This is a genomic window from Cupriavidus gilardii, from assembly GCF_017598945.1.
GTDB lineage: Bacteria > Pseudomonadota > Gammaproteobacteria > Burkholderiales > Burkholderiaceae > Cupriavidus > Cupriavidus gilardii_E.
In genome coordinates this window covers 132,525-159,348 of the sequence record NZ_JAGFTW010000045.1, presented here as the reverse complement: position 1 = coordinate 159,348, position 26,824 = coordinate 132,525, and the positions used below count along the sequence as shown (strand labels likewise).

Here is a 26,824-nt window from a genome sequence, read left to right as displayed (position 1 = left end):
GTGCCTCATCCAAAAAAAAGCGCCGCCCAAAGGCGGCGCAATCAGGCTTCGTCCATTAGCCCAAGTGTCGATAATCTTCCCGGGCCGGATCAGAACCGGTAGGTAACGCTGCCCACCACCGTCCGGCGGGCGCCGAAATAGCAGTCGCCGCGGGCCAGGCAGGTACTGATGTACTCCTTGTCGAACAGATTCGTAAAGTTCAGCGCGACCCGCACTGGACCGTGGTCGTAGGCAAGCATCGCATCCACCAGCGTCGCGCCGTCGACCTTGTTGTTGTCCGTGCCGTCATAGCTTGCGCTGAAGTAGCGCACGCCGGCACCCGCGGAGAACCCCGGCGTATCGAACAACTTGAATTTGTAGGTGCCCCACAGCGAAGCCATATGCTTCGGAATGCTGGCGAGCCGCTTGCCGGTGTCGGCTGCCGTGCCCTGGAGGATGCGCGCGTCCAGGTACGTGTAGTTCGCGATGACATCGAAACGGTTGTTCAGCGATGCCAGCGCTTCCACTTCGACTCCGCGCGTGCGAGCCTCGCCGACTTGCACATTGTCGGGCTGTCCGTTCACCACGCCCGCTACCTTGCGGTTCTTCTCGCGCATGTCGAACACGGCCATCGTCACCATCGCGTTCTTGCCGGGTGGCTGGTACTTGATACCGGCTTCCCATTGCTTGCCGCGCAGCGGTTTGAAGGGTTCTCCGGCGCGGTTGAACCCGGCTTGGCCCTGGAACGATTCCGAGTAGCTGATATACGGGTTCAGGCCGATATCGGAGCGATACATCAGCCCGGCGCGCTTGGTCAGTTCGTTGTCGTCGCGGGAAGCCGATGGCGTGTTGTCCTGCCCGGCGCGCGACCAGTCATAGCGCAGGCCGACCATCAGCAACCATTTGTTCCACGACATCTGGTCCTGCATGTACAGGCCCGTCTGGATTTGCTTGCTTGGGTTCATGTCCCTGAACGAGGTCGGGCCCGTGTAGTTGCCATAGACCGGGTTGAATACATCGATGGGGGCGGCGGTCACACCTACGCCGGTCCGGCCGGTAATTTCCGAGTGCTGGTAGTCCACGCCGGTCAAAAGCGTGTGATCGAGGCTACCGGTGCGGAATTTCGCCTGTGCTTGGCTGTCGACGACGAACGCGTTAAGCGTTGGCTGGCTGAAAGTGGCGGTGCGCCTCAACAGCCGATCGCTGCCTGGCACCCAACCATGACCGGCTCCGTTGAACCCAGCCGTATAAATGCTGCGGTAATCCACGGTGCTATGCGAATACCGGAGGTTCTGCCGGAATGTGAATACTTCATTGGCCTTGTGCTCGAACTGATAGCCCACCGCCGCCTGTTCGGCCTTGTATCGATCGAAACCAGGTTCGCTGACGAAGAAGCTGTCGGGAATTTGCCCAGCCGGGTTGTTGTACAGCATGCCGCGCCACGGCAGGAAGCCCGCAGTGGTATTGCTGTCATCGCGCTGGAAATTCGCCAGCAGCGTAAACGACGTATCGCTGTTTGGCCGATACGTCAGCGACGGCGCAATCAGATACCGGTTGTCCTGCGCGAAGTCGACATGCGTGTCGCTGTCGCGCGCCAGCGCAACCAGTCGATACAGCCATTTGCCATCCGCATCGAGCGGGCCGGTGAGGTCAGCCTGCACCTGTTTGCGGTTGTTGTTGCCGAACTGCACGCCGATTTCGCGGGCGGCTTCGGGCTGCGGCCGCTTGCTGACCAGGTTCAGGATGCCGCCGACCGCGCCCTGGCCAAACAGCATCGACGACGGGCCGCGCAGGACGTCGATCCGCTCCAGCGCGTACACATCGGGGCGGACATTGTTGTAGAAGCCGACCGCGTTCAGCAGCCCATCCTGGTATTGCGTGAAATCGGTGCCTCGGAATCGTCCCCAGTCGCCGCGATTGTCGTTGCCGTAGAGGCCCGCGTGGACGCCCGCGGTATAGCCGATCGCCTGCTGCACGGACTGCGCGCCTTGCGCCTCGATGCGGTCGCGGGTGATCACGGTGATCGACTGCGGCGTTTCCATGACCGGGGTATCGGTCTTGGTCGCGGTGGCGCTGCGCTTGGCGACGAAGCCGAACACCGGGCCGGTCGCGGTTTCGTTGTCGCTGGTGGCGCGCACCGTGACAGCGGGCAATTCGCCGGCCGCCGTTGCGGTAGCCGTGGCGGTGGTGGAAGCAGCGGAGGCGGGGGCAGCAGCCGGTGCCGATGCATCGGCAGGGCCGGACTGCTGGGCCCAGACCATGCCGGCGGCTTGCAAGCCCAGGGCGAGAGTCGTCAGGCGAAGGGCATGGCCGCGGTGGCGGCCGCGGCGAAGGGTTGCACGCTGTGGCATGGTCGGTTCCGTCTATATTTTTTTCAGAACGCCCGCGGAATGCCGCCGCGGTGCGGCGGCGCGGATCGTGACGTCGATCCGTGCGGGTCGAAGGCTCAGGTCGCGAACGATAAATGCGAATCGTTCTTGTTAACCTTCGCATTGTAACGGTATGTGTCGAGCCCGACATAAAAGGGTGACCGCGTCACGGGGTTAATCGCGGGGCGTGCCCATCGCGATGTCGTGTCGCGGCATGACGCGCCCGGGAGTACCAAACAGGACAGGAGGGCCGCGATGCCGCTGCCGCCGTTTTTCGCCGATCGCCGGGAAGCCGGCGTCCATCTGGCGCGTCGCCTCAGTGAACTGGGCTATGGAAGGCGCGAGGGCGCCGAGCCGCCGCTGGTGCTGGCCCTGCCGCGCGGCGGCGTGCCCGTCGCGTTCGAGGTTGCCCGCGCGTTGGGGGCGACGCTGGACATCCTGCTGGTGCGCAAGATCGGCGCGCCCGGTTATCCCGAACTGGCGCTGGGGGCGGTGGTGGAGGGCGATGCCACCGGCTCGCCGCCGCATACCGTGGCCAACGACGACGCATGGACGCGCCGCGCGGTCGACAGCGGCGCCTTCGAACTGGAGCGCGGCCGGCAATTGGGAGAGATCGCCCGGCGCCAGCAGCGCTATCGCGGCGGCGCGCCGGTGGCGGCGATGCGTGGGCGGGTCGTCATCATGGTCGACGATGGCGTGGCGACGGGTGCGACGATGCGCGCGGCGCTGGAAAGCGCGCGCCATGCCGGGGCGGCTCGGGTCATTGCGGCGGTGCCGGTCGCTTCGGTCGAAGGGCTCGCGTCGCTGCAGGATGCGGCGGACGAATGCGTTTCGCTGTGGGTGCCGGAGGGCTTCGGCGCGGTGGGCGCGTACTACGCCGATTTCGAGCAGACCACCGATGAGGAGGTGATGGCGCTGCTGCGGGAGGCCCGCAACGCCTCGCGCGGTTGAGTGCGGGGGTCAGGGCTGTTGCTGCGCCAGCCGCCGCTTCAGATGCGGAATCAGCCCGCCGGCGCGCAGCATCTCGAGCAGGAACGCGGGGATCGGCTCGCACGGTACGTGGCTGCCATCGGCGAGCACGACCGCGGCGCCGTCCAGATCCAGCCTCGCGCGCTTGCCATCGATCAGTCGGCTGGTATCCGCGCAGACCAGCGCCGGCAGACCGAGATTCAAGGCGTTGCGATAGAACAGGCCGGCGAACGATGGCGCGATCACCGCCGCCACGCCGAGATGGCGCAACGCCTGCGGGGCCTGTTCGCGCGACGAGCCGACGCCGAAATGCCTTCCGCCGACGACGAGGTCGCCCGGCCGTACGGTCGAAGGGAATTCCGGACGCAGGCCGGCCAGGCAGTGGCGCGCGATCTGCTCGATGCCGCCTTTCATCTGCGTGGCGGGGGCCATCGCATCGGTATCGACGTTGTCGCCGAAGCGCCAGATTCGGCCTGCGGCTCGGTCTTCGGATGCAGGGTTGCCTGACGTATCCATGCGGACTTCGGTCCTTACAACAGCGTGCGTGGGTCGGTGATGCGGCCGGTCACCGCCGATGCCGCCACGGTCATCGGCGAGGCCAGCCAGACGGCGCTCCCGGCATCGCCCATGCGCCCCGCGAAATTGCGCGCGGTCGAGGCAATCGCCCGCGTACCGGCGGCGAACCGCGTGGGCCCGTAGCCGGCGCAGGCATTGCACGCATTGGGCAGCAGCTGCGCGCCGGCATCGAGCAGCGCCGCCAGCGTGCCTTCGCGCTCGGCCTGCTGCTGATCGCGCAGCGAGGCCGGTGCGACTTGCAGCGCGACGCCCGGCGCGACCTTGCGCCCACGGAGCATCCGCGCGGCCATGCGCAGGTCGTCGAGCTTGGCGCCGGTACAGGCGCCGAGATAGGCGATATCGATCGCTTCGCCCTCGGTCTCGGTGACTGGCACGCCATTGGCCGGCGAGTGCGGCGCGGCGACCTGCGGTTCGAGTGCGGCAGCGTCGAAGCGATGCACCGCCAGCACCGGCGCGCCGGCATCGCTGCGCCAGTGCTGAAGATCGATCTGCGCCAGCGTGGCGGCGGGCACGCCGGCCTGTTCCAGCCACTGCAGCGTGGCGGCATCGGGCGCCACCAGGCCGGTCTGCGCGCCCAGCTCCGCGCTCATATTGGTCAGCGTCATTCGCTCGTGCATCGACAGCGCGCTTACCGCCGTGCCGGCATATTCGATGGCCTCGTAGCGGCCGCCACCCAGTCCGAGCCGGGCGCACAGGAACAGCATGATGTCCTTGGCGCAGACGCCGTCGGCCAGCGCGCCATGCCATTCGATGCGGATGGTCTGCGGCACGCGCAGCCAGATCTCGCCGGTGGCCAGCACGCCGGCCATCTCGGTGGCGCCGATGCCGAACATATAGGCGCCGAACGCCCCGCCGGTCGGGCTGTGGCTGTCGCCGCCGACGATGAACTGACCCGGCAGCACGTAGCCGCGCTCGGGCAGTACCACGTGGCAGATGCCTTCGTTGTCGATCAGATGCGGCAGGCGCTGCTCGCGTACCCAGTCGCGGGTGAAGCGGACGATCGCCTCGGCCTCGGCATCCGCGGCCGGCACGAAGTGATCGGTCACGACGACGAAGCGCTCGGGGTCCCATACCTTGGCGCCGAGTTCGCGCAGCAGCGGTGCGACCCGGCGCGGTCCGCTGGAATCGTGCGACATCGCCAGATCGACCTTGCAGGTCACCACGGTGCCGGGCGTCACGTTGTCGAGGCCCGCGGCGCGGGCAACCAGCTTCTGCGCGAGGGTTTGCGCCGGCGCGGTTCCGGCGCGGGCACGGGTCATTCCACCTTGGCTCCCGAATACCGGACCACGGTGGCCCAGCGCTTGATGTCCTGCTTGACGAAGGCGCTGAAGGCCTCTGGCGTACTGGCCACCGGTTGGGCGCCATCGCTTTCGAGGCGTCTGGCCACCGATGGCGTCTCGAGGCCGCGGCGCGCGGCCTGATAGAGCGTGCGCGTGACCTCGGGCGGCAGCCCCGCCGGACCGAACAGCCCGAACCAGGCATTGGACTCGAAGCCCTTGACGGTCTGCGCGATCGGCGGCACGCCGGGCAGCTGCGGCAGCGGCGCGGGGCTGGTAACGCCAAGCGCCTTGAGCTTGCCGGTCTTGATATGCGGCAACACGTTCAGGGTGCTGGCAAACATCAGCTCGACGCGGCCCGACAGCAGATCGGTGACGGCCGGCGCCGTGCCCTTGTACGGGATGTTGACGATGTAGGTGCCGGTCAGCATCTTGAACATGTCGCCGGCCAGATGCACCGACGAACCGACCGCGCCGATGCCGAAGTTCAGCTTGCCGGGGCGGGATTTGGCCAGCTGGATCAACTCGGCGACATTGTTCGCCGGCAGCGAGGGATGGGCGACCAGAACGCTCGGCACGCTGGCCACCAGCGTGATCGGGGTGAAATCGGCCACCGGATCGAAGGGCAACTGCTTGTACAGCGTCGCGTTGATCGTATGGCTGGTGAAACTCATCAGCAGCGTGCTGCCGTCCGGCGCGCTCTGCGCCACCAGCTCGGCGGCGATATTGCCGCCGGCGCCCGGGCGGTTCTCGACCACGACCGACTGGTCCAGCAGCTTGCCCATCTCGTTGGCGATCGTGCGGGCCAGCGTATCGGTGGTGCCGCCGGCCGGCGCGCCGACCAGGATGCGGATGGTCTTGCCGCCGGCGATCTGGCCAAGCGGGGCGGCCGTGCCGGTTTGCGCGCCATTTCCGCCGGCGGCGCCGGTGGCCCCCAACGCGTTGGACGGCACCAGCAGCGACAGCATTGGCGTCAGGGATGACAGCAGCGACGACAGCAGCGTTGCCGCGCCGAGGCTGAGCGCTGCGCGGCGGGCCTTGACGTGGCCAGCGGTGTGAGCCAATGGCGGCAGGGAACGGCTAACTCGGTGCAGCGGCATGACGCGAGTCTCCTTGTCTGATCGTCAAAGCGCGCAGCATGGCGCGCCTGCGTCAGTCGCGCAAGCTGGTCCGGGTCCCGTTGTCGACCCAGACGTTGGCGCTGTCGCCGCCGGCCGGCGAGAGTTCCATCCGGTATTCGTAGCGGTCGGGACGGTACTGGCCCAGCAGCAGCTGAATCGGCCGGCCCGACTTGTCCTGCACCACCCGGCGCGTGGCCAGCAGCGCCGCGCCGACCGGCACGTCGAGCAGCGGGGCCACCACCACGTCGGCCAGCCGGGCCGACAGCACCTGCGTGGCGCGGCCCAGCTTCAGGCCGCCGCGGTTCTCCAGCAGCCGCAGGATCGGCGTGGTCTCCAGATCCTTGCGGGTCAGATGGCGGCCCAGATCGGCAGGCACATAGACGGTGATATGGGACAGCGGCTCGCCGTGGTAATGGCGCACCCGCACCACCTTGGTGACCGGGTCGCCGGGCTGCAGGCACAGCGATTCGGCGACATCGGGGGCGGCCTGTACCTCGTCGATCGAGATCACGTTGACCGAGGTCTTCTGGCCCATGTCCAGCAGGTTGTCCAGCAGGCTGACGGTCTGCGGCGCGTTCGCTGCCGGCGCGATCGGATGCGGATTGACGAAGGTGCCCAGACCGCGATGGCGGCGCACCAGTCCTTCCTGAACCAGGCGATCGAACACCCGGCGCATGGTCACGCGCGATGCATGAAATTGCTTGGCCAGGTCGATCTCGCCCGGCAGAGGCCCCTGGCCAAAACGGCCTTCCACAATCTGTTGGCGCAGCACCACGTAAATCTGGTGATACAGGGGAACGACGGCTTCACTCATGGTTTCCCTTGCGAGTCGACGACAGGTCGGCAATAAGTTTAATGTACTTTAAATCAGACATGGAACATAGTAACAATGCACTGCGTCTGGCCGTGTGAATTCGCACATTGGCTTGGCAAGGGTGTCCCGGGCCTTGTCAGAGCAACGTCGGCGCAATGTCGACGCGATACCGATTCCATTCGGCGGGCATTTTTTTGCCGGGTTTTCGTGCTCGGAGGCGGCGCATCGAGCGCCCTGCAGCGACGGTCGCCTATGATCGGCGATGCGGTCCATCGGAAACATCCCCCCAATGCAGGACGTGCTTAAAAAAACACCGCCTGAACCCCGCCGGATTGCTCGTTTCAATTCCGTAACGCGTGGACTGCCACTCCGGCTTTATCGGTGTCACGACTTAACTATCCGGCGATAAACATATTTTTTTCTGCTGGCCGGGATCACGGCGCCGCGATGCTTTCCGTGCGCTGTCACACCAATGTGACATGTCTGTTCCGGTTCACAGTATTCGCGCTCCCAGTGTCGCACCGAAAGCGGGATTTTGCACCGCAACAGGGCTATTTTGGCCTTGTTTTACAAGGGGAAGAGGCGCCTTCATGGGGCGCTGGCACTGAATATGCGCAGGGCGCTTCGGTTTGGCCAATGCCGGACCATGACCCGGCTACCGCTTCGTTTTCCGTCTGACGAAGGCTGTGCCCGGGCTGAGTCGCAGAGAACATCCTCCTGGGAGCTATGTATGAAAAAGACCTTACTCGCGTCCGCCGTCGCCCTGGCTTTCGGGGTGACAGGGCACGCCTTGGCACAGACCGCAACCGACGATGCCGTGGCGGTGAATGTCAATGTCACCGACAACGACACCACCACCACGACCAAAACCAATTCGGAGAACCGCGGACGCGCATGGGCCGAGGGCCTGGGCACGACAGCGGCAAACAACGGCTCCACTTCGACCGCCAACTTCTCCAATGCCTTCAACACGAGCCGCGCGGTCGCCACGACGCGCCTGAACGGCACGGTCAGCGGCCTGACGGTCAGCCACATCGGCAACGTCGCCCGTCAGCTGGGTAATGCCAGCGGCGGCGCCGGCGGCCGCGGTGGCGCGGGCACCGGCGGCAATGCCATGGGCGGTACCGGCGGCAATGGCGGCAACAGCGGCAATGGCGGCGCCGGCGGTAACGGCGGTGCCGGCGGCCTGGCAACGATCGGCGATGCGACCGCGGGCGATGCCAACAACGGCAGCGCGACCGCGGGCCGCGGCGGCTACGGCGGTAACGCCAACGGCACCGCCGGCCGTGGCGCCAACGGTGTCGGCACCGGTGGCGGTGCATTGGCGGCCAGCGTCGGCGTGGGAGCGCGCGGCGCCAATGGCACCGGTGCCGGCGGCAATGGCACCGGCGGCAGCCTTGCCGGCGGCGGCGATGGCGGCGGAGCCGGTGCGGCATCGGGCGGATCGCTCGGCGCGAGCGCGGGCCTCGGCGGCAGCAGCAGCTCGAGCGGCGGCGGCGCACGCGGTCCTGGCGCTGACACCACGGCGACCACCGCTGGTGCGGGCGGCGCCGGTACTGGCGGCGCAGTCACCACCGCCGGCGGCACGTCCGGCGCCTCGGGCGGTGCCGGCGGCGCAGGCACCACCGGCGCGGTGGCGGCGACTGGCGGCACGGGCACCGGCACCGGCGGTGCGGGTGGCGCGGGCACCGGCGGCGCGGCGACCGCCTCGGGTGGTGCCGGCACCGGCACCGGCGGCGCCGGCGGCGCGCAGACCAGCGTCGCGGGTAACGGCGGTACCGGCGGCAATGCCACCAACGGCGGCGCGACCACCACGGCCAGCAATGGCAACGCGACGGCCGGCGCTGGCGCAGTCGGCGCGGCTGGCGCGGCCAGCGGTGCGGGCGGTGCCGGTGGCGCGGGCGCCGGCGGTACCGGCGGCGTCGGCAACGGCGCGACCGGCGGCGCCGGTGGTGCAGGCGGCGTGGCGCTGGCCGATGCGGGCACGTTCAACATGTCCAACGCGATGAGCAGCGTCGGGCAGGCGGCGGCCGGCATCATGATCGCCAACCAGAACAGCGGCCTCGGTTCGCTGGTGCAACAAGCCGTCACGGTCCAGGCCAACCTGGCTGTAGGCAGGTAAGACGCTGCGCGGGCGCGCATGCCGGCGCGAGGATGGCGCGCCGGCATCGCGCCTTGCTCGGTGTTGCTCTGCAGGAGTGGGCGTCCCGGCCTGCGTCGGGACGCCCGTTCGACGGAACGTCCGGTCGTCCGCCACGCGGAGACGGGACACGAGGAGGCACCATCATGCGAGCGGTCCGCACCGCTGTCGGCGCTTTGACGACAGCAATCCTGCTCTGGCCCGGCCTGCACGCCGCGGCAGAGCCGCCTGCCGCGCCTGAAGCGGCGAGCCCGACGGCCGCGATGCCGACCGGCGTCACCACGCCGGAGGACAACAGCAAGGACACCGCCGTCGCGGCGACACCGGCGCCGGTCGAGGCATCGGCGCCCACGCAAGCGCAAACGCCAACGCAGACGCAAGCGCGCACCGTGCTGGCCGGATTCGGCAAGCCGGTCGGCACCGACGCGCTGGCCGATATCCGCGGCGGCGCCGAAGTGGTGGTCAACGACATGCGCCTGGCCGGCGTGGTGGCGGACAACACCGCCAATCGCGTCATCACGGGGAGCAACGCCATTTCGGACGGGGCGTTTGCCAATGCAAGCGGCCTGCCCACGGTGATACAGAACACCGGCGCCAACACGCTGATCCAGAACGCGACGATTCTGAACGTGCGATTCGGGCCATGAAGGGGACCATGAAGCTGCCACGCCTCGCCGCGCTGGCGGCGCTCGCCTGCGCGTCGGCCATGGTGCCGGCGCATGCCGCCGACACGGTGGTGATTCCACCGGCGGGCAGCGAGTACAAGGTCCGGACGGTGAGCCTGAAGGAAGCACGCTTCAAGACCACCATCCGGCAGCAGTACGACTTCAGCTGCGGCTCGGCCGCAGTGGCGACCCTGCTTACCTATCAGTACGGCCATCCGGTCACGGAAGCCGAAGTGTTCCAGCAGATGTACCTGACTGGCGATCGCGCCAAGATTCAGCGCGAGGGCTTCTCGCTGCTGGACATGAAGCGCTTCCTCGAGTCGCGCGGCTTCATCGCCGACGGCTTCGAGCTGCCGCTGTCGAAGCTCGAGGAAACCCAGGTCCCGGCGATCGTGCTGGTGGTCGAGAACGGCTACCACCATTTCGTCGTGGTCAAGGGCGTACGCGGCAACCGGGTGCTGGTCGGCGATCCCGCGCTCGGTACGCGAGCGTTGTCTCGCGAACACTTCGAACGGATCTGGGACAGTAGTCTTCTGTTCGTGATCCACAACCGCACCGATCTCGCGCGCTTCAACCAGGCTTCGGACTGGCGCGTCGCACCCAGTGGGCCGTACTGGATGGGGGTCAATCGGGACAGTCTGTTCTTTACCGTCATGCCAAAGCATGGCGCTGGAGACTTCTAAGGACCCGTCACCATGTATCGACAAGCCATGACTACGCGGCCGGCGCGCCGCAGCGCCGCCCGTGGCGCTGCGAATTCGGCCGCGGCAGCGGTGCTGCTCGGCGCGGGGCTGGCCTGCGCCGGCCAGGCGTGGAGCGCGCAGGCCCCGCGCGATGTGGGGCGCGACAGCGGCCTGGACGCCGGCCTGGCGTCGCACCCGGCCGCGGATCCCCATCACGAAGCCATCGCGGCCGCGCGCAGCGGCATGGCCGGCTGGAAACCGGTCGCATCGGCCCGATTGGAAGCACTGCGCGGCGGCTTCGAGACCGCCGGCCTGCAGGTGTCGTTCGGCATCGAACGCGCCGTCTATATCAACGGCAATCTGGTGGTGCAGACCAGCCTGGTGATTCCCGACGTCAGCCGCATTACCTCGGAGCAGGCCGGGCGGCTTGCCGCGGCGCTGCAGACCGCCGCCAATGCGGGCTCGGTCGCGGCCAACGCGCTGGGTGACCAGCCCGGCCAGGGCACGTCGACGCCCGGCAGCGGCGGCGTCAGTTCGTCGGCCAGCGCAGGACAGCCGGGCACGGCCACGTCCACGCCGGGCAGCGCCACGGCCGCGGCGCCATCGCCGGCGCCGGCATCCGGGGCGCCAGCGATGCCGGCGCCGGCGGTGATCGCCACCGCCACCGGTTCGGTCAGCACCAACGGCTTGCTGAACCTGATCCAGAACGGGCCGGGCAACAGCTTCAACGCGGGGACGCTGGCGGGTACGCCGGCGACCGTGATCCAGAACTCGCTCAACAACCAGTCGATCCAGAGCCTGTTGACCATCGATGCGGGCGTGAACACCTTGCAGGCGTTCCGCGCGGGGGTCGCCGGGGCGGCATTGAACAGCGCCCTGCAACGGGCGGCGAGCATGCGGTAGAGCCAGACGCATACGGGACCACACGGGACCACACGGGACCACACGGAACTACGCGGAAGCAACGGATGCAGACGGTCGCATCCGGTCACACAGGGGTGCAGAGCAACAACGCAAAGCAGGTCGCGGACTCCTGAATCAGTCCGCCATCCGGGGGAGGAGAGCCATGAGAAAAAGGTCGATGCAGGGCATCCGGCAGGCGGGATGTTCGACCTTGCTATTGCTCGGGGGATTGGCGCATGCGCAGAATCTGCCCGACGACGGACCGACGGCCGCCAAGCTCGAGGCGTTGAAACGCGAGGTCGCCGAACAGGCGGCGGTGCTCGATGCGATGAAGCGATCGATGGCCCAGCAAGAGGCCACGATTCGCGAGTTGCGCAGCATCGTCGGCGCCGATGCGCTGTCCAACAAGCGCGGCGGACAGCGCGGGCCGGGCGTGACCGGCGGCGATATCGCGACCGGCGCTGCCACGGCGCCGGCTGCGGCCAGCGGCAATACCGGCCTGCCGAATACGACCAACGTGCCGGTGAATCAGGCGCAAGCACCGGCACCGGCACAGGGACCTTCGAATGGCGGCGCCACGGTCGCGCAAGTTCAGGAACCGGTCGGGCGGCCGCCAGAGCGCGAGACCCGTCCGCCGGAGATCGCGCCGATCTTCGATCAGCCCGGCGTGCTGACGCCGCCCGGCCGGCTGGTGGTCGAGCCGGCGTTCCAGTACGGGTACTCGTCCAACAACCGCGTCGCGCTGGTCGGCTACACGGTGATTCCGGCGATTCTGATCGGCCTGATCGATGTGCGCGAGGTCAAGACGTCCACCTATGTCGCCTCGGTCGCCTTCCGCTACGGCATTACCAAGCGGCTCGAGATCGAAGCGAAAGTCCCCTGGGTGCACAGCTCCGGCTCGACCATCAGCCGCGAAGTCTTCACCGGCACCGCGGTGGACAACGTCTTCAATTCGAGCGGCAGCGGGCTGGGCGATGTCGAGGCGACGCTGCGCTATCAGCTGAACTACGGCAACGACCGCATGCCGTTCTTCGTCGGCTGGCTGCGCTACAAGTCCAACACCGGCAAGAGCCCGTTCGAGGTGGTGACCGACTGCGTGCAGCGCTGCATCGGCAATACCACCGGCACCGGGCTGCCGCTGGGCATGCCGACCGGCACCGGCTTCCATGCGATCCAGCCGGGCATCACGTGGCTGTTGCCGACCGATCCGGCGGTGTTCTTCGGCAGCTTCAGCTATCTGCACAACTTCGGCCGCGACAACGTCAGCCGGACCGTGCTGAACGGCCAGAAGGAGCCGCTGGGCAAGATCGAGCCGGGCGATATCTTCGGCTTCAACTTCGGCATGGGCCTGGCGCTGAACGAGCGCGCGTCCTTCAGCATCGGCTACGACCAGAGCATCATCTGGCCGACCAAGCAGAACGGGCAGACCGTGCCCGGCTCGGTGCGGATCACGCAGGGCTCGCTGCTGGTGGGCTATTCGTACCGCTTCAGCGACCGCTATACGCTCAATATCTCGGTCGGTGCAGGGCTGACGCGCGATACGCCGGACCTGCAGGTCAACGTGCGGCTGCCGATCACGTTCTGAGCGCGGGTTCGGGGCGATCCTGCCCTTGTCCTGGCGTCATCACCGTCACGTCGGCCCGGTGCCGGCGTGACGGCTACGTGACGTCGCGCCGGCCCGGTACACCGCACCCCACGGCCGCGCTTGCGATTCCCTGCCTGGTGGCGTACAAAAGTAAAACCCGCCCCGCTGGCGGAATCTGCCGCCACCTGCCAGCCTCGGCAGCCCACGGACGGGACCTCGCCCGGAGGAATCCGTCATGCGCAAACGCATCTATTGGTTATTGCCCGACGTGGTCAGCGCGAAGCGCACCATGGACGATCTGCTTGTCAATCGCGTCGAACACCGGCACATCCACTTCGTCGCCCGCGACGGCATGGACATGACCGGTCTGCATGAAGCCAATCTGTTCCAGACCTCCGATATCGTTCACGCCGCCGAAATGGGTTTGATGATCGGCGGTGCGGTGGGCGTGGTCGCCGGCGTGGTGGTGGCGATGTTCCCGATCGTCGGCGATACCCCGCAATGGGGCCTCGTTGGCGTGCTGGCCGTGCTCGGCGCGGTGTTCGGTGCCTGGGCCTCCAGCATGATCGGCAGCTCGGCGCCCAACAGCCGGCTCAAGCCCTTCGAGGCCGATATCGCCGACGGCAAGATCCTGCTGATCGTGGATGTGCCGCGCGGCCGTTGCGAGGAAATTGAAACCCTGCTGCGCAGCGCGCATCCGGAAGCGCGCTTCGCGGGGATGGACCCGGCGGTGCCGGCGTTCCCCTGATTCCGGCGCGCTGCATCGCTTCGACAGTCTGACGAAACGTGGTGCACGAGCGTCGTCGCCCGTGCACCACGTTCCCTCTCTTCGCGCCGGCTCGGCGCCGCTCCCTGTGGATTGACCCCCCGCCAGGAAACCGGTAGTTTCCGTGCGACCCTTCCATCTCGCTTGAAGATCGATGAATCGCATGCTGCCGGGCACGCGCGCCCTCCGGACCTTTGAAGCGGCCGCGCGGCATTTGAATTTCACGCGCGCGGCCGACGAGGTCGGCCTGACGCCTGCGGCGGTCAGCTACCAGATCAAGGAAATCGAAGACCAGCTCGGCCTGGCGCTGTTCACGCGCACCAGCCGCAGCATCCGGTTGACGCCCGCCGGCGCGGTCCTCTACGAGGCCACCGCCGAGGCGCTGGACACGCTGCGCCGCGCCACCGCGCGGGCCCGACGCATGGCGCGCGGCGCTGCCCATCTGCGTGTATCGCTCGAAGCGAGATTCGCGACCAACTGGCTGCTGCCTCGGCTCCCGCAATTTCGCGCCGCGAATCCCGGCCTGGAACTGACGTTCGATATCAGCGAGCAGGTCCGCGATTTCGAGACGGACGATATCGACGTCGCCATCCGCTTCGGTGCCGGCCAGTACGACGGCGCGCGCGCCGACCGTCTGTTCGGCACGGTGGTGGTGCCGGTCTGCAGTCCTCGCCTGCTCGAGGCGGGTCCGCCGCTGCGCGAGCCGCGCGATCTGCTGCACCACACGCTATGCCATGTGGATTGCCGCACCGAAGGCATCGTCTGGCCGGATTGGCCGATGTGGATGGCGGCCGCCGGCATCGAGAACTTCGACGACAGCCGCTGCATGGCCTTCGCCGATTCCACGCACGTCGTGCAGGCGGTGCTCGACAGCGGTGCCGTCGGTCTGGTCGAACTGCCGATGGTCGCCAACGACCTCGCGGCGGGCCGGCTGGTCCGGCCGTTCGACATCGGTGTCAGCGTGGCGCAGGACTATGCCTATCACCTCGTCTATCCGGAAAGTAGCAGCGAGGATGCGCGTGTGGTGGCGTTTCGCGAGTGGATTCTGAACGAAGCTGGACAGTGAGCGGAGTGACCACCCGTGGCACGGCCGGTAGCGTGGCACGTCACCCTACCGTCGCAGCCGCACCGTCATTTTCTGATGACTCACAATGGCGTACGACCTGCGCCTTGAAGCGCCACGGGCGCGCAATATGGCTTGCCCTGAATCAATTTGGTTGCGGTCTGATTCTGATGGAGCCATTCGGCCGTGATGGCACATCGATACGCCACAAGATTCCGGATCCTCCGATAGTCGTCGCCGAGCGTACGGCCGAAGATTGGTTCATGGTGTGCGATCCGATTGCGCAGTTTTCGGACTTGCTCGAGGTCGCCGTAGACTGCATGTCGTCGTTCGGCAATTGTTCCCCCAACCGGTATGCCTGGGAGTACGCGCTTGAGATGAGGCGTCCAGAGACGAGCGTCATGACGACCGGTGAACATCTTCTGCCAGAACACGAACGTGAGCTCCGGGATAACCTTGCCCGCGGTTTCCTCTTGCTTCCTCGCGCTCCGCAAGTCCTTACGGGGACTATAGCCCGCCGGCGGATCTGGCAAGCTTCGCTCAAAACTCGCCGACCAAGGCCAGAACTTGCCGTAGACGGCCTCCAGGGCGTCTGCAACGGCGTTCCGAATAACGACTTCGCAGACATGCAGCGGCGCCAGGAGGGCGCCTGAAACTTCGGCGTTCCACGCGTAGAGGGCCAGGGCCGCGGGATCATCGTTGCCGACCACGCCTGCCGCCGTCTCGTAGGTTCCCATCCGTGCGGGCGACAACGCCGCTCTCACCGCATCGATCGTCAGCCTGTCTTGAATTGACGCCATTCTTTGGACGCTATATATTTCGGACACTTGCCACGGGACTTGCGGGCGCAAGCCTCCCCCCGAGGACAGACGATAGTGCCGAAAGAACCCGCCGTGTGCGGGTTTTTTCATTTGTTATCGGCGTGCGCAACGTGGTCGTGTCTCATCGCCTGCTCGTGGGTTCCTTCATGACGCGATGATCGAGCACCACTGCGGTATATTCCCCCGCATGTCCGCGCATACCTCCCCCCATCCCTTCTCCCTGACCGACCGCGTGGCGCTGGTCACCGGCGGCGCGCAGGGCCTTGGACTGGCCATTGCGAAAGGCCTGATCGCCGCCGGCGCCACCGTGCTGGTGGCCGCGCGCAGTGCGCAGCGGGTCGAGCAGGCCGTGGCCGCGCTCGGTGAGGGCGCCTATCCGCTGGTGCTCGACGTCACCGACGAGGCCGCGGTAGCCCAGGCGTTCGACAGCATCGACAGGCAATACGGCCGGCTCGACATCCTCGTCAACAACGCCGGCGCGCGCAATCGGCAGGCCATGGCGGAGCTCGATACCGGCGACCTGCGCGCGATGATGGAGACCAATCTGGTCGCGCCGTACAACCTGTGCCGGCATGCGGCGATGCGGATGCGCCGTGGCGGCTACGGCCGCATCATCAATGTCAGCTCGATCGCGGGACAGGTCGCCCGCGGCGACGACGTGCTGTACCCCGCCACCAAGGGCGCGCTCGATGCGCTGACGCGTTCGCTATCGGCGGACCTGGGGCGCGATGGCGTCACCGTCAACGCGATTGCGCCGGGGTTCTTCGCCACCGAACCGAACCAGCCGATGGTCGGCGACGCCGGCGTCAAGGACTGGCTGCAGCGCCGTACCTCGCTGGGCCGCTGGGGACAGCCGGACGAAATCGCGGGCGCCGCAGTGTTTCTGGCTTCGCCGGCGGCGTCCTATATCACCGGCCACGTGCTGGCCGTCGACGGCGGCTATCTCGCTCACTTCTGACGCGTCCGCCGCTCGGTATCCTGCGTGCCGCGCCGCTTGCGGAAGTGGGCATGGACGTAGTCGAGCATCGCGCTGGCCGCGGCCGAATCGCCGCGGTCGCGCAGCCGGACCAGGCAGATATCGCGCACCAGCGATTCGAGCCGCAGCGGTCGGATCGCCAGGTTCGGCAGCTGGAACTGGAACAGTGCCAGCGACGGCACCACCGTGACGCCCAGCCCGGCTGCCACGAGGCCCGCCACCGTGGCCAGATGCTCGACCTCCATCACGCCATTGAGCCGCGTCGGATGCAGCGCGGCATCCAGATGCTGGCGCACGCTGCTGGTCCGCGACAGATGGATGAAGGGCAGGCCGGCGAGCGCGGACGGCGCGATGCTGCGGCGCGTGGCCAGCGGATGATCGGCCGGGCAGACCACGTGGAAGGAGTCCGCCACCAGCGGCTCGATCTTCAGGTCCGCATCCTGGCCGGGCGCCGGCGCCAGCGCGAAGTCGACGCGGCCGCGCCGGACCAGATCGATGCAGCCGTCGGCCAGCACATCGTGAAGCGCCAGCGCGATGCCCGGGTAGCGCTCGCGGAAGGCGGCGAGGACCGGCGGCAGATCGCCGGCGGCGATCGACGGCAGCGCCGCGATCGCGACCCGCCCCTTGCGGCGCTCGGCATGGTCGCGCAGATCGGCGAAGGCGTCCTCGAAATCCGCCAGCAGGCGCTCGGCCACCTCCTCGAAGCGGCGGCCCTCGGCGCTGAGTTCGACAAATCGCGTGGTGCGCTCGAACAGCCGGGCGCCCGCCTGCTCTTCCAGCGTGCGGATCAGCGCGCTGAATGCCGACTGCGACAGATGGCAGGCCTGCGCCGCGCGCGTGAAATTGCGCTGCTGGGCCAGTGCGACGAAGGCGCGCAGATGCTTGACGGACAGGTTCATGGCGGCGGATCGCTCGGAGAATTCATCCAGGACCTCGCTAGATTAATCCAAATAATCCGTTTTTCCGAATTGGCCATCGTGCCTAGAATGCCGAGATCGGCTGCGTAGTTGCGCCGTCCCTTGTTCCGACTGACGTCCTGCTGATATCGCGCCTGCCATGGTTTCTCCGCTCTCGATCGGCTCCGGTGCCGGCTTCTCCGGCGATCGCATCGACGCCGCGCTGCCCGTGGTGCGTACGCTGATCGCCGACGGCGGCCCATCCGCGCTGATCTTCGAAACGCTGGCCGAGCGCACGCTGGCGCTGGCCCATCTGGCACGGCGCGCCGATCCGCAGCGCGGCTACGAGCCGCTGCTCGACGCGCTGCTGACGCCGGTGCTGGGCCTGTGCCTGGCGCACGGCATTCCGATCATCGGCAACTTCGGCGCGGCCAATCCGCACGGTGCGGCAAGGCGCGTTCAAGCGCTGGCGGCCGAACTGGGCCTGCCGAGGCCCCGCGTTGCCGTGGTCGAGGGCGACGATCTCTCCGGCGACGCCGGGCGCGCATTGCTGTCCGGCATCCTGGGCGAGGCGTTCCCCGAGCGCCGCTTCGTCTGCGCCAACGCCTATATCGGCGCGCAGGGCATTGCCGATGCGCTGGCCGCTGGCGCCCAGGTGGTGGTATGCGGCCGCGTCGCCGACCCGGCGCTCGCGGTGGGTCCGGCGATGGCGCATTTCAAATGGTCCTGGCAGGACTGGGACCGCATCGCATGCGCGACCATGGCGGGCCATCTGCTCGAATGCGGGGCACAGGTGACCGGCGGCTACTTTGCCGACCCTGGCCTCAAGGACGTTCCCGACGTGCATGCCCTGGGCTATCCGATCGTGCGCCTCGACAACAATGGCGACATCGAGATCGGCAAGGCATCGGACACCGGCGGCTGCGTCGACCTGCGTACCGTCAAGGAACAGCTGCTGTACGAAGTGCACGACCCCGCCGCCTATCTGACGCCCGATGTGATCGCCGACATCAGCGCGGTCACGGTCGAGCAGCTCGGCCCGGACCGCGTCGCGGTGCGCAATATCCGCGGCCATGCGCGGCCGGCGCAACTGAAAGCCAATCTGTTCCACGAGGGCGGCTGGATCGCCGAAGGCGAGATCTCCTACGCCGGACCGAACGCCGCGGCGCGCGCCCGGCTGGCGGGCGACATCGTGCGCAAGCGGATGGCGATGCTGGGCCACGAAGTGCCCGTGCGGCTCGACCTGATCGGCGTGCTCAGCGTGCTGGCCGACGATGGCGGGGCATGGCTGGCCGCGCCGCAACCGCACGAGGCCCAGAGCCAGGACGTGCGGCTGCGTGCGGCGCTGGCGCACGAGGACAAGGCCGTGGCCGAGGCGCTGCTGCGCGAGGTCAATGCGCTGTACTGTTGCGGCCCTGCCGGCGGCGGCGGCGTGCGCACGGCGCTGCGGCCGCGACTGAACGCGATGTCGTGCCTGGTGCCGCGCGATGCGGTGTCGCCGCGCCACACCCTGATCGAAGGCTGAACATGACGACGCCCGACACCATTGCGCTCTATCGTCTCGCCCACGCCCGCACCGGAGACAAGGGCGACCGCTCGAACATCAGCGTGATCGCCTACGACGAGCGCGATTTCCCGCATCTGCTGCAGCACGTCACCGAGGACGCGGTGCGGGAGTTGTTTCGCCATCGCCGTCCCGCCGCAGTGACGCGCTACGTCGTGCCGAGCCTGCATGCGATGAACTTCGTGCTCGACGGCGTGCTCGACGGCGGCGTCAACGATGCGCTCAATCTCGACGCGCACGGCAAGGCGCTGTCGTTCCTGCTGCTGCAGCTGGAGCTTCCCTTGCCGCCGCGCCTGCACGGAGGCGGCTGACGCGGTCCCACGCATCGGCCCACCTTGACCCGATAAAACACCCAGAGGAGACCCAACCATGCCATCCCGCTTCCTGCCTGCCGCCATGCGAACGCAGCCGATGCCGCGCCTGAAGACGCTGCTCCCGGCGCTGGCCGCACTGACGGCCTTCACCGCGCTTGCGCTGCCGTCCGCACCGGCGCGCGCGGAATTCCCCGACAAGCCGGTCCGCTTCGTCGTGCCCTTCGCCGCCGGCAGCGCCACCGACCAGCTGGCCCGCGCGATCGGACAGGCAATGACCACCGATGCCAAGGTCACCGTCCTGGTCGACAACAAGCCCGGCGCCAACGGCTTCATCGCGGCCTCCGACGTGGCCAAGGCCGCGCCCGACGGCTATACGGTGCTGATCACGACCAACACCACGCATGCGGCCAACGAGCATCTGTTCAAGAAGCTGCCCTACGATCCGGTCAAGGACTTCACGCCGATTACCGCGCTGGGCAAGGGCGGACAGATCATGGTGGTCAACCCGCAGTTGCCGGTGAAGACGGTGGGCGAGTTCATCGCGCTGGCCAAGCAGCAGCCTGGCAAGCTGAGCTTCGGCAGCGGCAGCTCGTCGTCGCGCATCGCGGGTGAGCTGTTCCAGCAGATGGCACAGGTCCAGCTGCTGCACGTGCCCTACAAGAGCAATCCGCTGGCGGTGACCGACCTGCTCGGCAACCAGATCCAGATGATGATCACCGATACCGCGACCGGCCTGCCGCAGGTCAAGAGCGGCAAGTTGCGTGCGCTGGGCGTGTCGGGCAAGACCCGCTCGCCGCTGGCGCCCGATGTGCCGACCATCGACGAGGCCGGCGTCAAGGGCTACGAGATGAGCTACTGGTTCGCCGCGTACGCGCCCGCGGGCACGCCGCAGCCGGTGGTGGCCAAGCTGAACGACCTGCTGGTCAAGGCGGCGCGCAGCCAGACCGCCAGCACGTTCTATCGCAGCACCGGCACCGAGATCTTCACCAGCACGCCGGCCGAGCTGGCCACCTTCCAGCAGCAGGAATCCGCCAAGTGGGGGCGCATCATCCGCGCCGCCAATATCCAGCCGGAGTAAGCGGAGGTGGTCGTCCCCGCCTTCGCGGGGACGACGTGGCGACAGTTTCCCGAGTAGCCAGTACGGTCGTGTGCCGGGCACGTGCGGGCCGGAGTATGATCGTCGCCATGCAAGCCTCGATCTTCTCTTCCGCCCATCCGGCCGACCAGTTGGCCGAATTCACGGACCCCGAAGCCGCGCTGGCGCGCATCGGCGAAATCTACGATAGCGCGGTCGGCGCGGTGCGCGCGCGCTTCGATGCCTTTGCCCGCGGCGAGCCGCTGCCGTCCGCCGCCCACGCCTGTTATCCCTATCTGGGCATCTCGGTCAATATCGAAACGATGGTCACCGACAGCCGGCCATCGTGGGGCACCGTGGCGTATCCCGGGGTTTATGGCACCACCGTGACACGGCCCGATCTTTTTGCGGACTACTACCGCGACCAGATCGAACGGCTGATGCGCTATCACCGCGTGCCGGTGGTGGTCGGCACCAGCCGGCGGCCGATTCCGCTGCCCTTCGTGATCGAGGCCTCGACCACCGACATCAGCTATACGCAGGCCCGCGAACTCGAGGCGTCGTTCGTGCTGCCCGAGCTCAGCCGCATCGACGATGCGATTGCCAACGGCACCTACGAACCGGTGCCTGGCGAAGCCTGGCCGCTGTCGCTGTTTCCCGCCGAGCGCGTCGATCTGGCGCTGCAGCGCCTGTACCACTACACCGGCACGGCGCCGCAGCACTTCCAGCGTTTCGTGCTGTTTACCAACTACCAGCGCTATGTCGACGAGTTTGTCGCGCTGGGCCGCTCGCTGATGAGCGGCGCCGATGGGGCCGATGGCGACGAGTACGTCCGCTTCGTCGAGCCGGGCGATATCGTGCAGAACCACGGCGAGGCCGACCCCGATCTGGCGCTGTATCCGCGCGCGCTGCCGCAGATGCCCGCCTATCACCTGGTGCGCGCGGACCGGCTCGGCGTCACGCTGGTCAATATCGGCGTGGGCCCGTCCAACGCCAAGACGATGACCGACCATCTGGCGGTGCTGCGCCCGCATTGCTGGCTGATGGTGGGCCACTGCGGCGGCCTGCGCCGCTCGCAGCAGCTCGGCGACTATGTGCTGGCGCACGCCTATGTGCGCGACGACCACGTGCTCGACCAGGACCTGCCGCCGTGGGTGCCGGTGCCGCCGATCGCGGAGATTCAGGTTGCGCTGCAGGAAGCGGTGGCACGCATCACCGGCCTGCCCGGCAACGAGATGAAGACGCGGATGCGGACCGGCACCGTGGTCTCCACCGACGATCGCAATTGGGAACTGAAGTCGAAGACGCTGTACGCCCGCTTCAACCAGTCGCGCGCAATCGCGATCGACATGGAAAGCGCGACGGTGGCCGCCAACGGCTTCCGCCTGCGCGTGCCCTACGGCACGCTGCTATGCGTGTCCGACAAGCCGCTGCATGGCGAATTGAAACTGCGCGGCATGGCCAACGCCTTCTATCGCCAGCGCGTCAGCCAGCATATGACCATCGGCCTCGAAGCGATTCGCATCCTGCGCGAGAACGGCGTCGAGGCGCTGCATTCGCGCAAGCTGCGCAGCTTCGACGAGCCGGCATTTCGATAGAGCGCGTCGCCGCTTGCTCTTCGATGGTGTACCCCTCTCCCGCTTGCGGGAGAGGGGTAGGGGAGAGGGCAAAGGGCGCCCGCAATCCTCTAGCGGTATCGCCAGCGCGAAAGCCCTTCCCTCTCCCCCGGCCCCTCTCCCGCGAGCGGGAGAGGGGAGCAAACAGGCGGCTCAACTGAACCGCCACGCAGAATCAAGCGGCACGCTGCTCAGACCCCCGCTGCTCCGCCTCCGCCCGCAAATGCCGATTGACCCCCGACACCACCGCCTTCAGCGACGCCGTGACGAGATTCGCGTCGATGCCCGCGCCGAAGCCGGTCGCTGATTCGCCGACCCGTACTTCGACATAGCACGCCGCGCGCGCGTCGGCGCCCGACGACTGTGCGTGCTCGTGGTAGTCCATCACACGCACCGGCATACCGAGCGCGCGCACGAAGGCGTCGATCGGGCCATTGCCCTTGCCGCGCACCACGCGCGTGGCGCCATCCTGTACCAGCGTGGCCTCGATCTCGACCTGATCGTCCGCGCCCGACATCATCCGGTGCGACACATAGCGCAGCGGCGCTTCGACATCGAGATACTCGCGGCGGAACAGCGCATACAGATCGTCGGCACTGGCCTCGGCGCCGGTCTGATCGGTCATCCGCTGCACCGCGCGGCTGAATTCGATCTGCAGCCGGCGCGGCAGATACAGCCCATGCACCTGTTCGAGCAGATACGCCATGCCGCCCTTGCCGGACTGGCTGTTGACGCGGATCACCGCGTCGTAGCTGCGGCCCAGGTCCGCGGGATCGATCGGCAGATACGGCACCTCCCAGATCGCGTCGGCCTGCTGCTGCGCGAAGCCCTTGCGGATCGCATCCTGATGCGAGCCCGAGAACGCCGTGAACACCAGATCGCCGGCATAGGGATGGCGCGGATGCACCGGCAGCTGATTGCAATGCTCGACGCATTGGCGCACCTCGTCGATATCGGAAAAGTCGAGCTGCGGATCGACGCCCTGCGTATACAGGTTCAACGCCAGCGTCACGAGGTCGACGTTGCCGGTGCGCTCGCCATTGCCGAACAGGCAGCCTTCGACGCGATCGGCGCCTGCCATCACCGCCAGTTCGGCCGCCGCCACCGCGGTGCCGCGATCGTTATGCGGATGGACCGACAGCACGATGTCGGCGCGGCGCGCGAGATGGCGATGCATCCATTCGATCTGGTCCGCGAACACATTGGGCGTGCTGCATTCGACCGTGCTCGGCAGATTCAGGATCATCGGCCGCGACGCGCTCGGCTCCCAGATATCCGCGACGGCATCGCTGACCTCGAGCGCGAAATCGAGCTCGGTCATGCTGAAGGTCTCGGGCGAGTATTCGTAGGTCCAGGCGGTATCGGGAATCGCATCGGTCAGTTCGCGGATCAGCCGTGTGCCGGCCAGCGCGATCTGCTTGACCTCGTCGCGGCTCGCGCCGAACACGATGCGGCGAAAGGCCGGCGCGATCGGGTTGTACAGGTGCACGACCGCACGTGGCACGCCGCGCAGCGAATCGATGGTGCGGCGGATCAGGTCGTCGCGCGCCTGCGTCAGCACGACGATGGCCACGTCGTCGGGAATGCGGTTCTGCTCGATCAGCATCCGCACGAAATCGAAATCGGTTTGCGATGCCGACGGAAACGCGACCTCGATCTGCTTGAGGCCGATCTGCACCAGTTGTTCGAAGAAGCGCAGCTTGCTGGCCGCGTTCATCGGCTCGATCAGCGCCTGGTTGCCGTCGCGCAGATCGGTGCTCATCCAGATCGGCGCGCGCGTGATGCGCTGGTTGGGCCAGGTGCGATCGGGCAGATCGACGGTGGTGGCGGGACGGTATTTGACGGCGGGGTTGCGCAGCATGAACGGGTCCTCCTCGCGAGAAATCGCGATGGCAAAAGGGAAAAGCGGGGACGCATGGCGAACGAACGATCGAATGCCGATCAGGATCGCAATCGAAGCGGATTGCGGCGCGCCAAAGCGAACGGAAAGGTGGCGACAGGCTGCCGAACTGCCACGGGGCGCTAGGCCCGGCAACCGGTCGGTAGGTCTAGTTGTAGCGAGGAGGGAGCGCTGACGAGCGCGAGGACCACGGAGCCGCAGGCGTCGATGGCGACCGCACGACGCGCGTGCGCCGACGCAGCGATGCGCAGGGCATCGGCAGCTTGGCGGTGGGCGGTCGGCGAAACGGACATCGTGCTGGCTGGTGTGAGGGTGTCGAGATTCGACAGTGCAGAAGCGACACCAAGCGTAGTGCATCGAGCGTCGACTCGTCAAGCGAGCCGCTGTGCGTGTGCGGTGCGCCGCCGCTCAGTGGCCTCGCCCAAATGGACGAGAACGCGATCGCGGCTCGTACCTCAACGCGCGCTGCCACACGCAAACGGCGGCAATCGTCCACCGCCTGGCCGGTACAGCGAAGCCGCCGACGCGCCTAGCCTGAAGGGGGACATTGGCCCAGCAAACGGGGAGACATCATGAGAACGGGGATGGGGTCGAAGGCGCTCGCCTGGGTCGGGGCGGCGCTGACAGCGATGGTATTGGCCGCATGTGGCGGCGGTGGCGGGGGCGATGGCGCAGCAGCGAATCCGAGTGCGGGCCCGGGTTCCGGTTCCGGTGGAGTTTCGGGACCCGGGTCCACGGGCTCGCCCACGACGCTCAGCTATACCGTGACGCTCGGGCAATCGGCGGGGCAGGTTGGCGTGGGCCGCACGCTGACGCTGGCCGCCGTGGTGGTCGACAGCAACGGCAAGGACGTCACCGCCCAGGGCAGCTACGCGTGGAGCTCGTCCAACCCCGCGGTCGCGACGGTAACGCCGAGCACCACCGTCGCCGGTGCCGCGGTCGTGACGGGCATCGCACCGGGTACCGTCAATGTGCAGGTCGCCGCGACCATCAACGGCGCCGACGGCAAGGCGATCGTCCTGCCCGTGCAAAGCGCCACCATCGCCGTCGCCGCCAGCGGGCAATACAGCCTGGCGGTCTCGCATTCGCTGCTGTCGCTGGCCCACGGCGAAACACGGCCGATTCGCGCCACGCTGCTCGACGGCGATGGCATCGACGTGTCCGCCGCCGTGCATGACTGGGCCTGGGCGAGCTCGGCCGCCGGAATCCAGCTCAGTGCCGACCGCGAACATGCGACGCTGCACGGGGTCAACGCCTCGACCACGAGCACGGTCGAAGGCACGGTGACGGTCGGCGTGACGGCGCCCGATGGCGTCGCGCTCGCCGCGCGTATCGCCGTGGTCGTGCTGAGGAACGGCAGCTACGCCTACACGCTGGAACTGCTGCGCAACGGCGCGCCGATCGACGCGATCTCGATCCTGAACGGCTATCCGGCCACGCTGTCCGCGCGCGTGATGCGCAGCGACGGCACCGATGCGACCGTGCAGTTCGATGGTCAATGGTCGTACGCGAGCACCTCGCCGTCGCTGTCGGCGCAGCCTGATGCGAGTGGGAGTGGCTTCACGCTGAACACCGGCCGCCCCAATGGTGCCGATCCGCTGCAGAGCCTGTTGAAGGTCACCGCCACCAGCAGGACGCTGGATGCCACGCCGAGCGCCGGCCTGACCGTGACCGAGCAGCCGGCCTGGGCGCTGGTGTACGACGGCCCGCAACCGCTGCGCATCACGACGATGCCGCCGTTGCCGATCCCGGTCACCGCAACGGTCAGGCATCGCGGCAACGCGCTGACCTTCCTCGAGTGCGAGGCCTGGGACTGGCAGCACGCCGGCAACATCGCCGTGACCCCCGCCACGCATCCGGGCCAGGTCGGCGTGACGCCATTGACCCGCGGCGACTTCTCGCTGACCGCCAGCTGCAGCGTCAGGAAGACCGGGCAACGGCTGTCGGTGACGATTGCGGGCACGGCGATCTGAGTCGGACACAGCTTGCGCGCCGTGCCGTGCCGAACCGCCCCCATGGCGATACGCCCTGGGGGCGTCTTGTCGGTCCGCCACGGAGGCGCGGAGAGACGAGCGTACCCGTTTCTGCGTGGCAAAAGGACGCGATCTCAGAACCGATATCCCACGCCGACGCTGAACAGCCACGGGTCCAGCTTGACCTCCGACACCTTGGCGCCGGCGGCCTTCACATCGCTGGAGAGCCACACCTTCTTGATGTCCGCATTGAGATACCAGTTGCGCGTCAGCCGGTAGTCCATGCCGATCTGCAGCGCGGGCGCGATGCTCCAGCGGTCCAGCGACAGCGTATTGCCGGCGATATCCGCGCCCCAGATCCGCGTGAAGTTCAGCCCCGCGCCGACATACGGCCGGAAGGTGGCGTGCGGCCGCAAGTGGTACTGCAGCAGCAGCGTCGGCGGCAGATGCTTGAACGTTCCGATCTTGTTGCCGTCGAGATAGACGTCGTGCTTCTGCGGAATGGTCAGCACCAGCTCCGCGGCGATATGCGGCGTGAAGAAATAGGTGACATCGAGCTCGGGGATCCACTTGTTGTTGACGCCGATCCGGTCCGAGGGACCGACACCGCCGACGGGATCGGACTTCTGCGCAACGTCGAGATAGGTGCCGCGCAGGCGGACCATCCAGTTGCCTTCCGGTTGGCTACCGGCTGGCGTGTCGGCTGCGGTGCCGACCGCATCGGCGGCGGTGGCATGCAGCGGGGAGAAGGCCATCATCGCGGCGATCAGGCCGGCGAC

Annotated in this window: 23 protein-coding genes; 14 read left to right on the top strand and 9 right to left on the bottom strand. The window is 67.6% G+C overall.

All coding sequences use genetic code 11. From position 1 onward, the window contains the following. Positions 1-89 precede the first annotated feature (89 nt). Positions 90-2,330 (bottom strand): TonB-dependent siderophore receptor, encoded by a 2,241-nt coding sequence (locus J5T34_RS16755; protein ID WP_244258997.1) that lies wholly within the window; start codon positions 2,328-2,330, stop codon positions 90-92. 273 nt (positions 2,331-2,603) lie between these two features. On the opposite strand from J5T34_RS16755, the gene J5T34_RS16750 reads away from it, so the two are divergent. Beyond that, entirely contained in the window at positions 2,604-3,299 is a 696-nt protein-coding gene (locus J5T34_RS16750) for a phosphoribosyltransferase (protein WP_208580907.1), read from the top strand. A gap of 9 nt (positions 3,300-3,308) precedes the next feature. Here J5T34_RS16750 and J5T34_RS16745 read toward each other — a convergent pair whose 3' ends face one another. Genes J5T34_RS16745 through J5T34_RS16730 form a run of 4 tightly spaced genes read right to left on the bottom strand, consistent with a single transcriptional unit; the run spans position 3,309 to position 7,105 of the window. Next, positions 3,309-3,833 carry a 3-isopropylmalate dehydratase gene (locus J5T34_RS16745; protein WP_208580905.1) on the bottom strand — a complete coding sequence of 175 codons (525 nt, stop codon included), beginning with the start codon at positions 3,831-3,833 and terminating at the stop codon, positions 3,309-3,311. 14 nt (positions 3,834-3,847) lie between these two features. Beyond that, positions 3,848-5,152, bottom strand: a complete 1,305-nt coding sequence (locus tag J5T34_RS16740; protein ID WP_208580903.1) for a 3-isopropylmalate dehydratase large subunit — start codon at positions 5,150-5,152, stop codon at positions 3,848-3,850. After that, on the bottom strand, positions 5,149-6,270 hold the full coding sequence (locus J5T34_RS16735; protein ID WP_244258995.1) for a tripartite tricarboxylate transporter substrate binding protein: 1,122 nt from the start codon (positions 6,268-6,270) through the stop codon (positions 5,149-5,151). Before J5T34_RS16735 ends, J5T34_RS16740 begins: the two co-directional genes overlap by 4 nt. Before the next feature lie 52 nt (positions 6,271-6,322). Continuing rightward, on the bottom strand, positions 6,323-7,105 hold the full coding sequence (locus J5T34_RS16730; RefSeq protein WP_174106225.1) for a GntR family transcriptional regulator: 783 nt from the start codon (positions 7,103-7,105) through the stop codon (positions 6,323-6,325). 730 nt (positions 7,106-7,835) lie between these two features. Between J5T34_RS16730 and J5T34_RS16725 the strand changes: the two genes are divergently transcribed. From J5T34_RS16725 to gcvA, 7 genes are all read left to right on the top strand, one after another. Then, the gene (locus J5T34_RS16725) at positions 7,836-9,227 is read left to right on the top strand and encodes a hypothetical protein (protein ID WP_208580901.1); all 1,392 of its coding nucleotides are present in this window, start codon (positions 7,836-7,838) and stop codon (positions 9,225-9,227) included. A gap of 164 nt (positions 9,228-9,391) precedes the next feature. Next, positions 9,392-9,892 (top strand): hypothetical protein, encoded by a 501-nt coding sequence (locus tag J5T34_RS16720; protein ID WP_208580899.1) that lies wholly within the window; start codon positions 9,392-9,394, stop codon positions 9,890-9,892. An 8-nt stretch (positions 9,893-9,900) separates the two neighbouring features. Next, positions 9,901-10,593, top strand: coding sequence for a C39 family peptidase (locus tag J5T34_RS16715; RefSeq protein WP_208580897.1), 693 nt, complete (start codon positions 9,901-9,903; stop codon positions 10,591-10,593). A gap of 12 nt (positions 10,594-10,605) precedes the next feature. Then, on the top strand, positions 10,606-11,496 hold the full coding sequence (locus J5T34_RS16710; RefSeq protein WP_244258993.1) for a flagellin: 891 nt from the start codon (positions 10,606-10,608) through the stop codon (positions 11,494-11,496). Between the two features lie 163 nt (positions 11,497-11,659). Then, positions 11,660-13,081: an acetate kinase gene (locus J5T34_RS16705; protein ID WP_208580895.1), complete on the top strand. Its 1,422-nt coding sequence runs from the start codon at positions 11,660-11,662 to the stop codon at positions 13,079-13,081. A gap of 235 nt (positions 13,082-13,316) precedes the next feature. Beyond that, positions 13,317-13,829 (top strand): DUF1269 domain-containing protein, encoded by a 513-nt coding sequence (locus tag J5T34_RS16700; protein ID WP_208580893.1) that lies wholly within the window; start codon positions 13,317-13,319, stop codon positions 13,827-13,829. A gap of 172 nt (positions 13,830-14,001) precedes the next feature. Continuing rightward, positions 14,002-14,913, top strand: a complete 912-nt coding sequence (gene gcvA / locus J5T34_RS16695; RefSeq protein WP_208580891.1) for a transcriptional regulator GcvA — start codon at positions 14,002-14,004, stop codon at positions 14,911-14,913. A gap of 80 nt (positions 14,914-14,993) precedes the next feature. On the opposite strand, the gene J5T34_RS16690 is transcribed toward gcvA, so the two are convergent. Continuing rightward, positions 14,994-15,821, bottom strand: a complete 828-nt coding sequence (locus tag J5T34_RS16690) for a hypothetical protein (RefSeq protein WP_208580889.1) — start codon at positions 15,819-15,821, stop codon at positions 14,994-14,996. Between the two features lie 97 nt (positions 15,822-15,918). Between J5T34_RS16690 and J5T34_RS16685 the strand changes: the two genes are divergently transcribed. Further along, a complete protein-coding gene (locus J5T34_RS16685) occupies positions 15,919-16,689 on the top strand; it encodes an SDR family oxidoreductase (RefSeq protein WP_208580887.1) in 771 nt (256 codons plus the stop codon). Here the strand turns inward: J5T34_RS16685 and J5T34_RS16680 are convergent. Further along, complete coding sequence (locus J5T34_RS16680) at positions 16,680-17,606, bottom strand: LysR family transcriptional regulator (protein ID WP_208580885.1); 927 nt, start codon at positions 17,604-17,606, stop codon at positions 16,680-16,682. The genes J5T34_RS16685 and J5T34_RS16680 overlap by 10 nt on opposite strands. A 157-nt stretch (positions 17,607-17,763) precedes the next feature. Here J5T34_RS16680 and J5T34_RS16675 point away from each other — a divergent pair, with 157 nt between their 5' ends. The 4 genes from J5T34_RS16675 to J5T34_RS16660 all read left to right on the top strand — a co-directional run bounded on the left by J5T34_RS16675 (position 17,764) and on the right by J5T34_RS16660 (position 22,154). Beyond that, entirely contained in the window at positions 17,764-19,128 is a 1,365-nt protein-coding gene (locus J5T34_RS16675; protein ID WP_208580883.1) for an acyclic terpene utilization AtuA family protein, read from the top strand. Between the two features lie 2 nt (positions 19,129-19,130). Further along, positions 19,131-19,478, top strand: coding sequence for an AtuA-related protein (locus tag J5T34_RS16670; RefSeq protein ID WP_208580881.1), 348 nt, complete (start codon positions 19,131-19,133; stop codon positions 19,476-19,478). A 100-nt stretch (positions 19,479-19,578) separates the two neighbouring features. Beyond that, positions 19,579-20,559 (top strand): Bug family tripartite tricarboxylate transporter substrate binding protein, encoded by a 981-nt coding sequence (locus J5T34_RS16665; protein ID WP_208581056.1) that lies wholly within the window; start codon positions 19,579-19,581, stop codon positions 20,557-20,559. 95 nt (positions 20,560-20,654) lie between these two features. Further along, a complete protein-coding gene (locus tag J5T34_RS16660) occupies positions 20,655-22,154 on the top strand; it encodes an AMP nucleosidase (protein ID WP_208580879.1) in 1,500 nt (499 codons plus the stop codon). A 193-nt stretch (positions 22,155-22,347) separates the two neighbouring features. Here the strand turns inward: J5T34_RS16660 and leuA are convergent, their stop codons facing one another. Further along, positions 22,348-24,033 (bottom strand): 2-isopropylmalate synthase, encoded by a 1,686-nt coding sequence (gene leuA, locus J5T34_RS16655; protein WP_208580877.1) that lies wholly within the window; start codon positions 24,031-24,033, stop codon positions 22,348-22,350. Positions 24,034-24,836: 803 nt separating this feature from the next. On the opposite strand from leuA, the gene J5T34_RS16650 reads away from it, so the two are divergent. Next, on the top strand, positions 24,837-26,045 hold the full coding sequence (locus J5T34_RS16650; protein ID WP_347880663.1) for an Ig-like domain-containing protein: 1,209 nt from the start codon (positions 24,837-24,839) through the stop codon (positions 26,043-26,045). 134 nt (positions 26,046-26,179) lie between these two features. Here J5T34_RS16650 and J5T34_RS16645 read toward each other — a convergent pair whose 3' ends face one another. Further along, entirely contained in the window at positions 26,180-26,803 is a 624-nt protein-coding gene (locus J5T34_RS16645) for an OmpW family outer membrane protein (RefSeq protein WP_208581051.1), read from the bottom strand. Positions 26,804-26,824 lie beyond the last annotated feature (21 nt).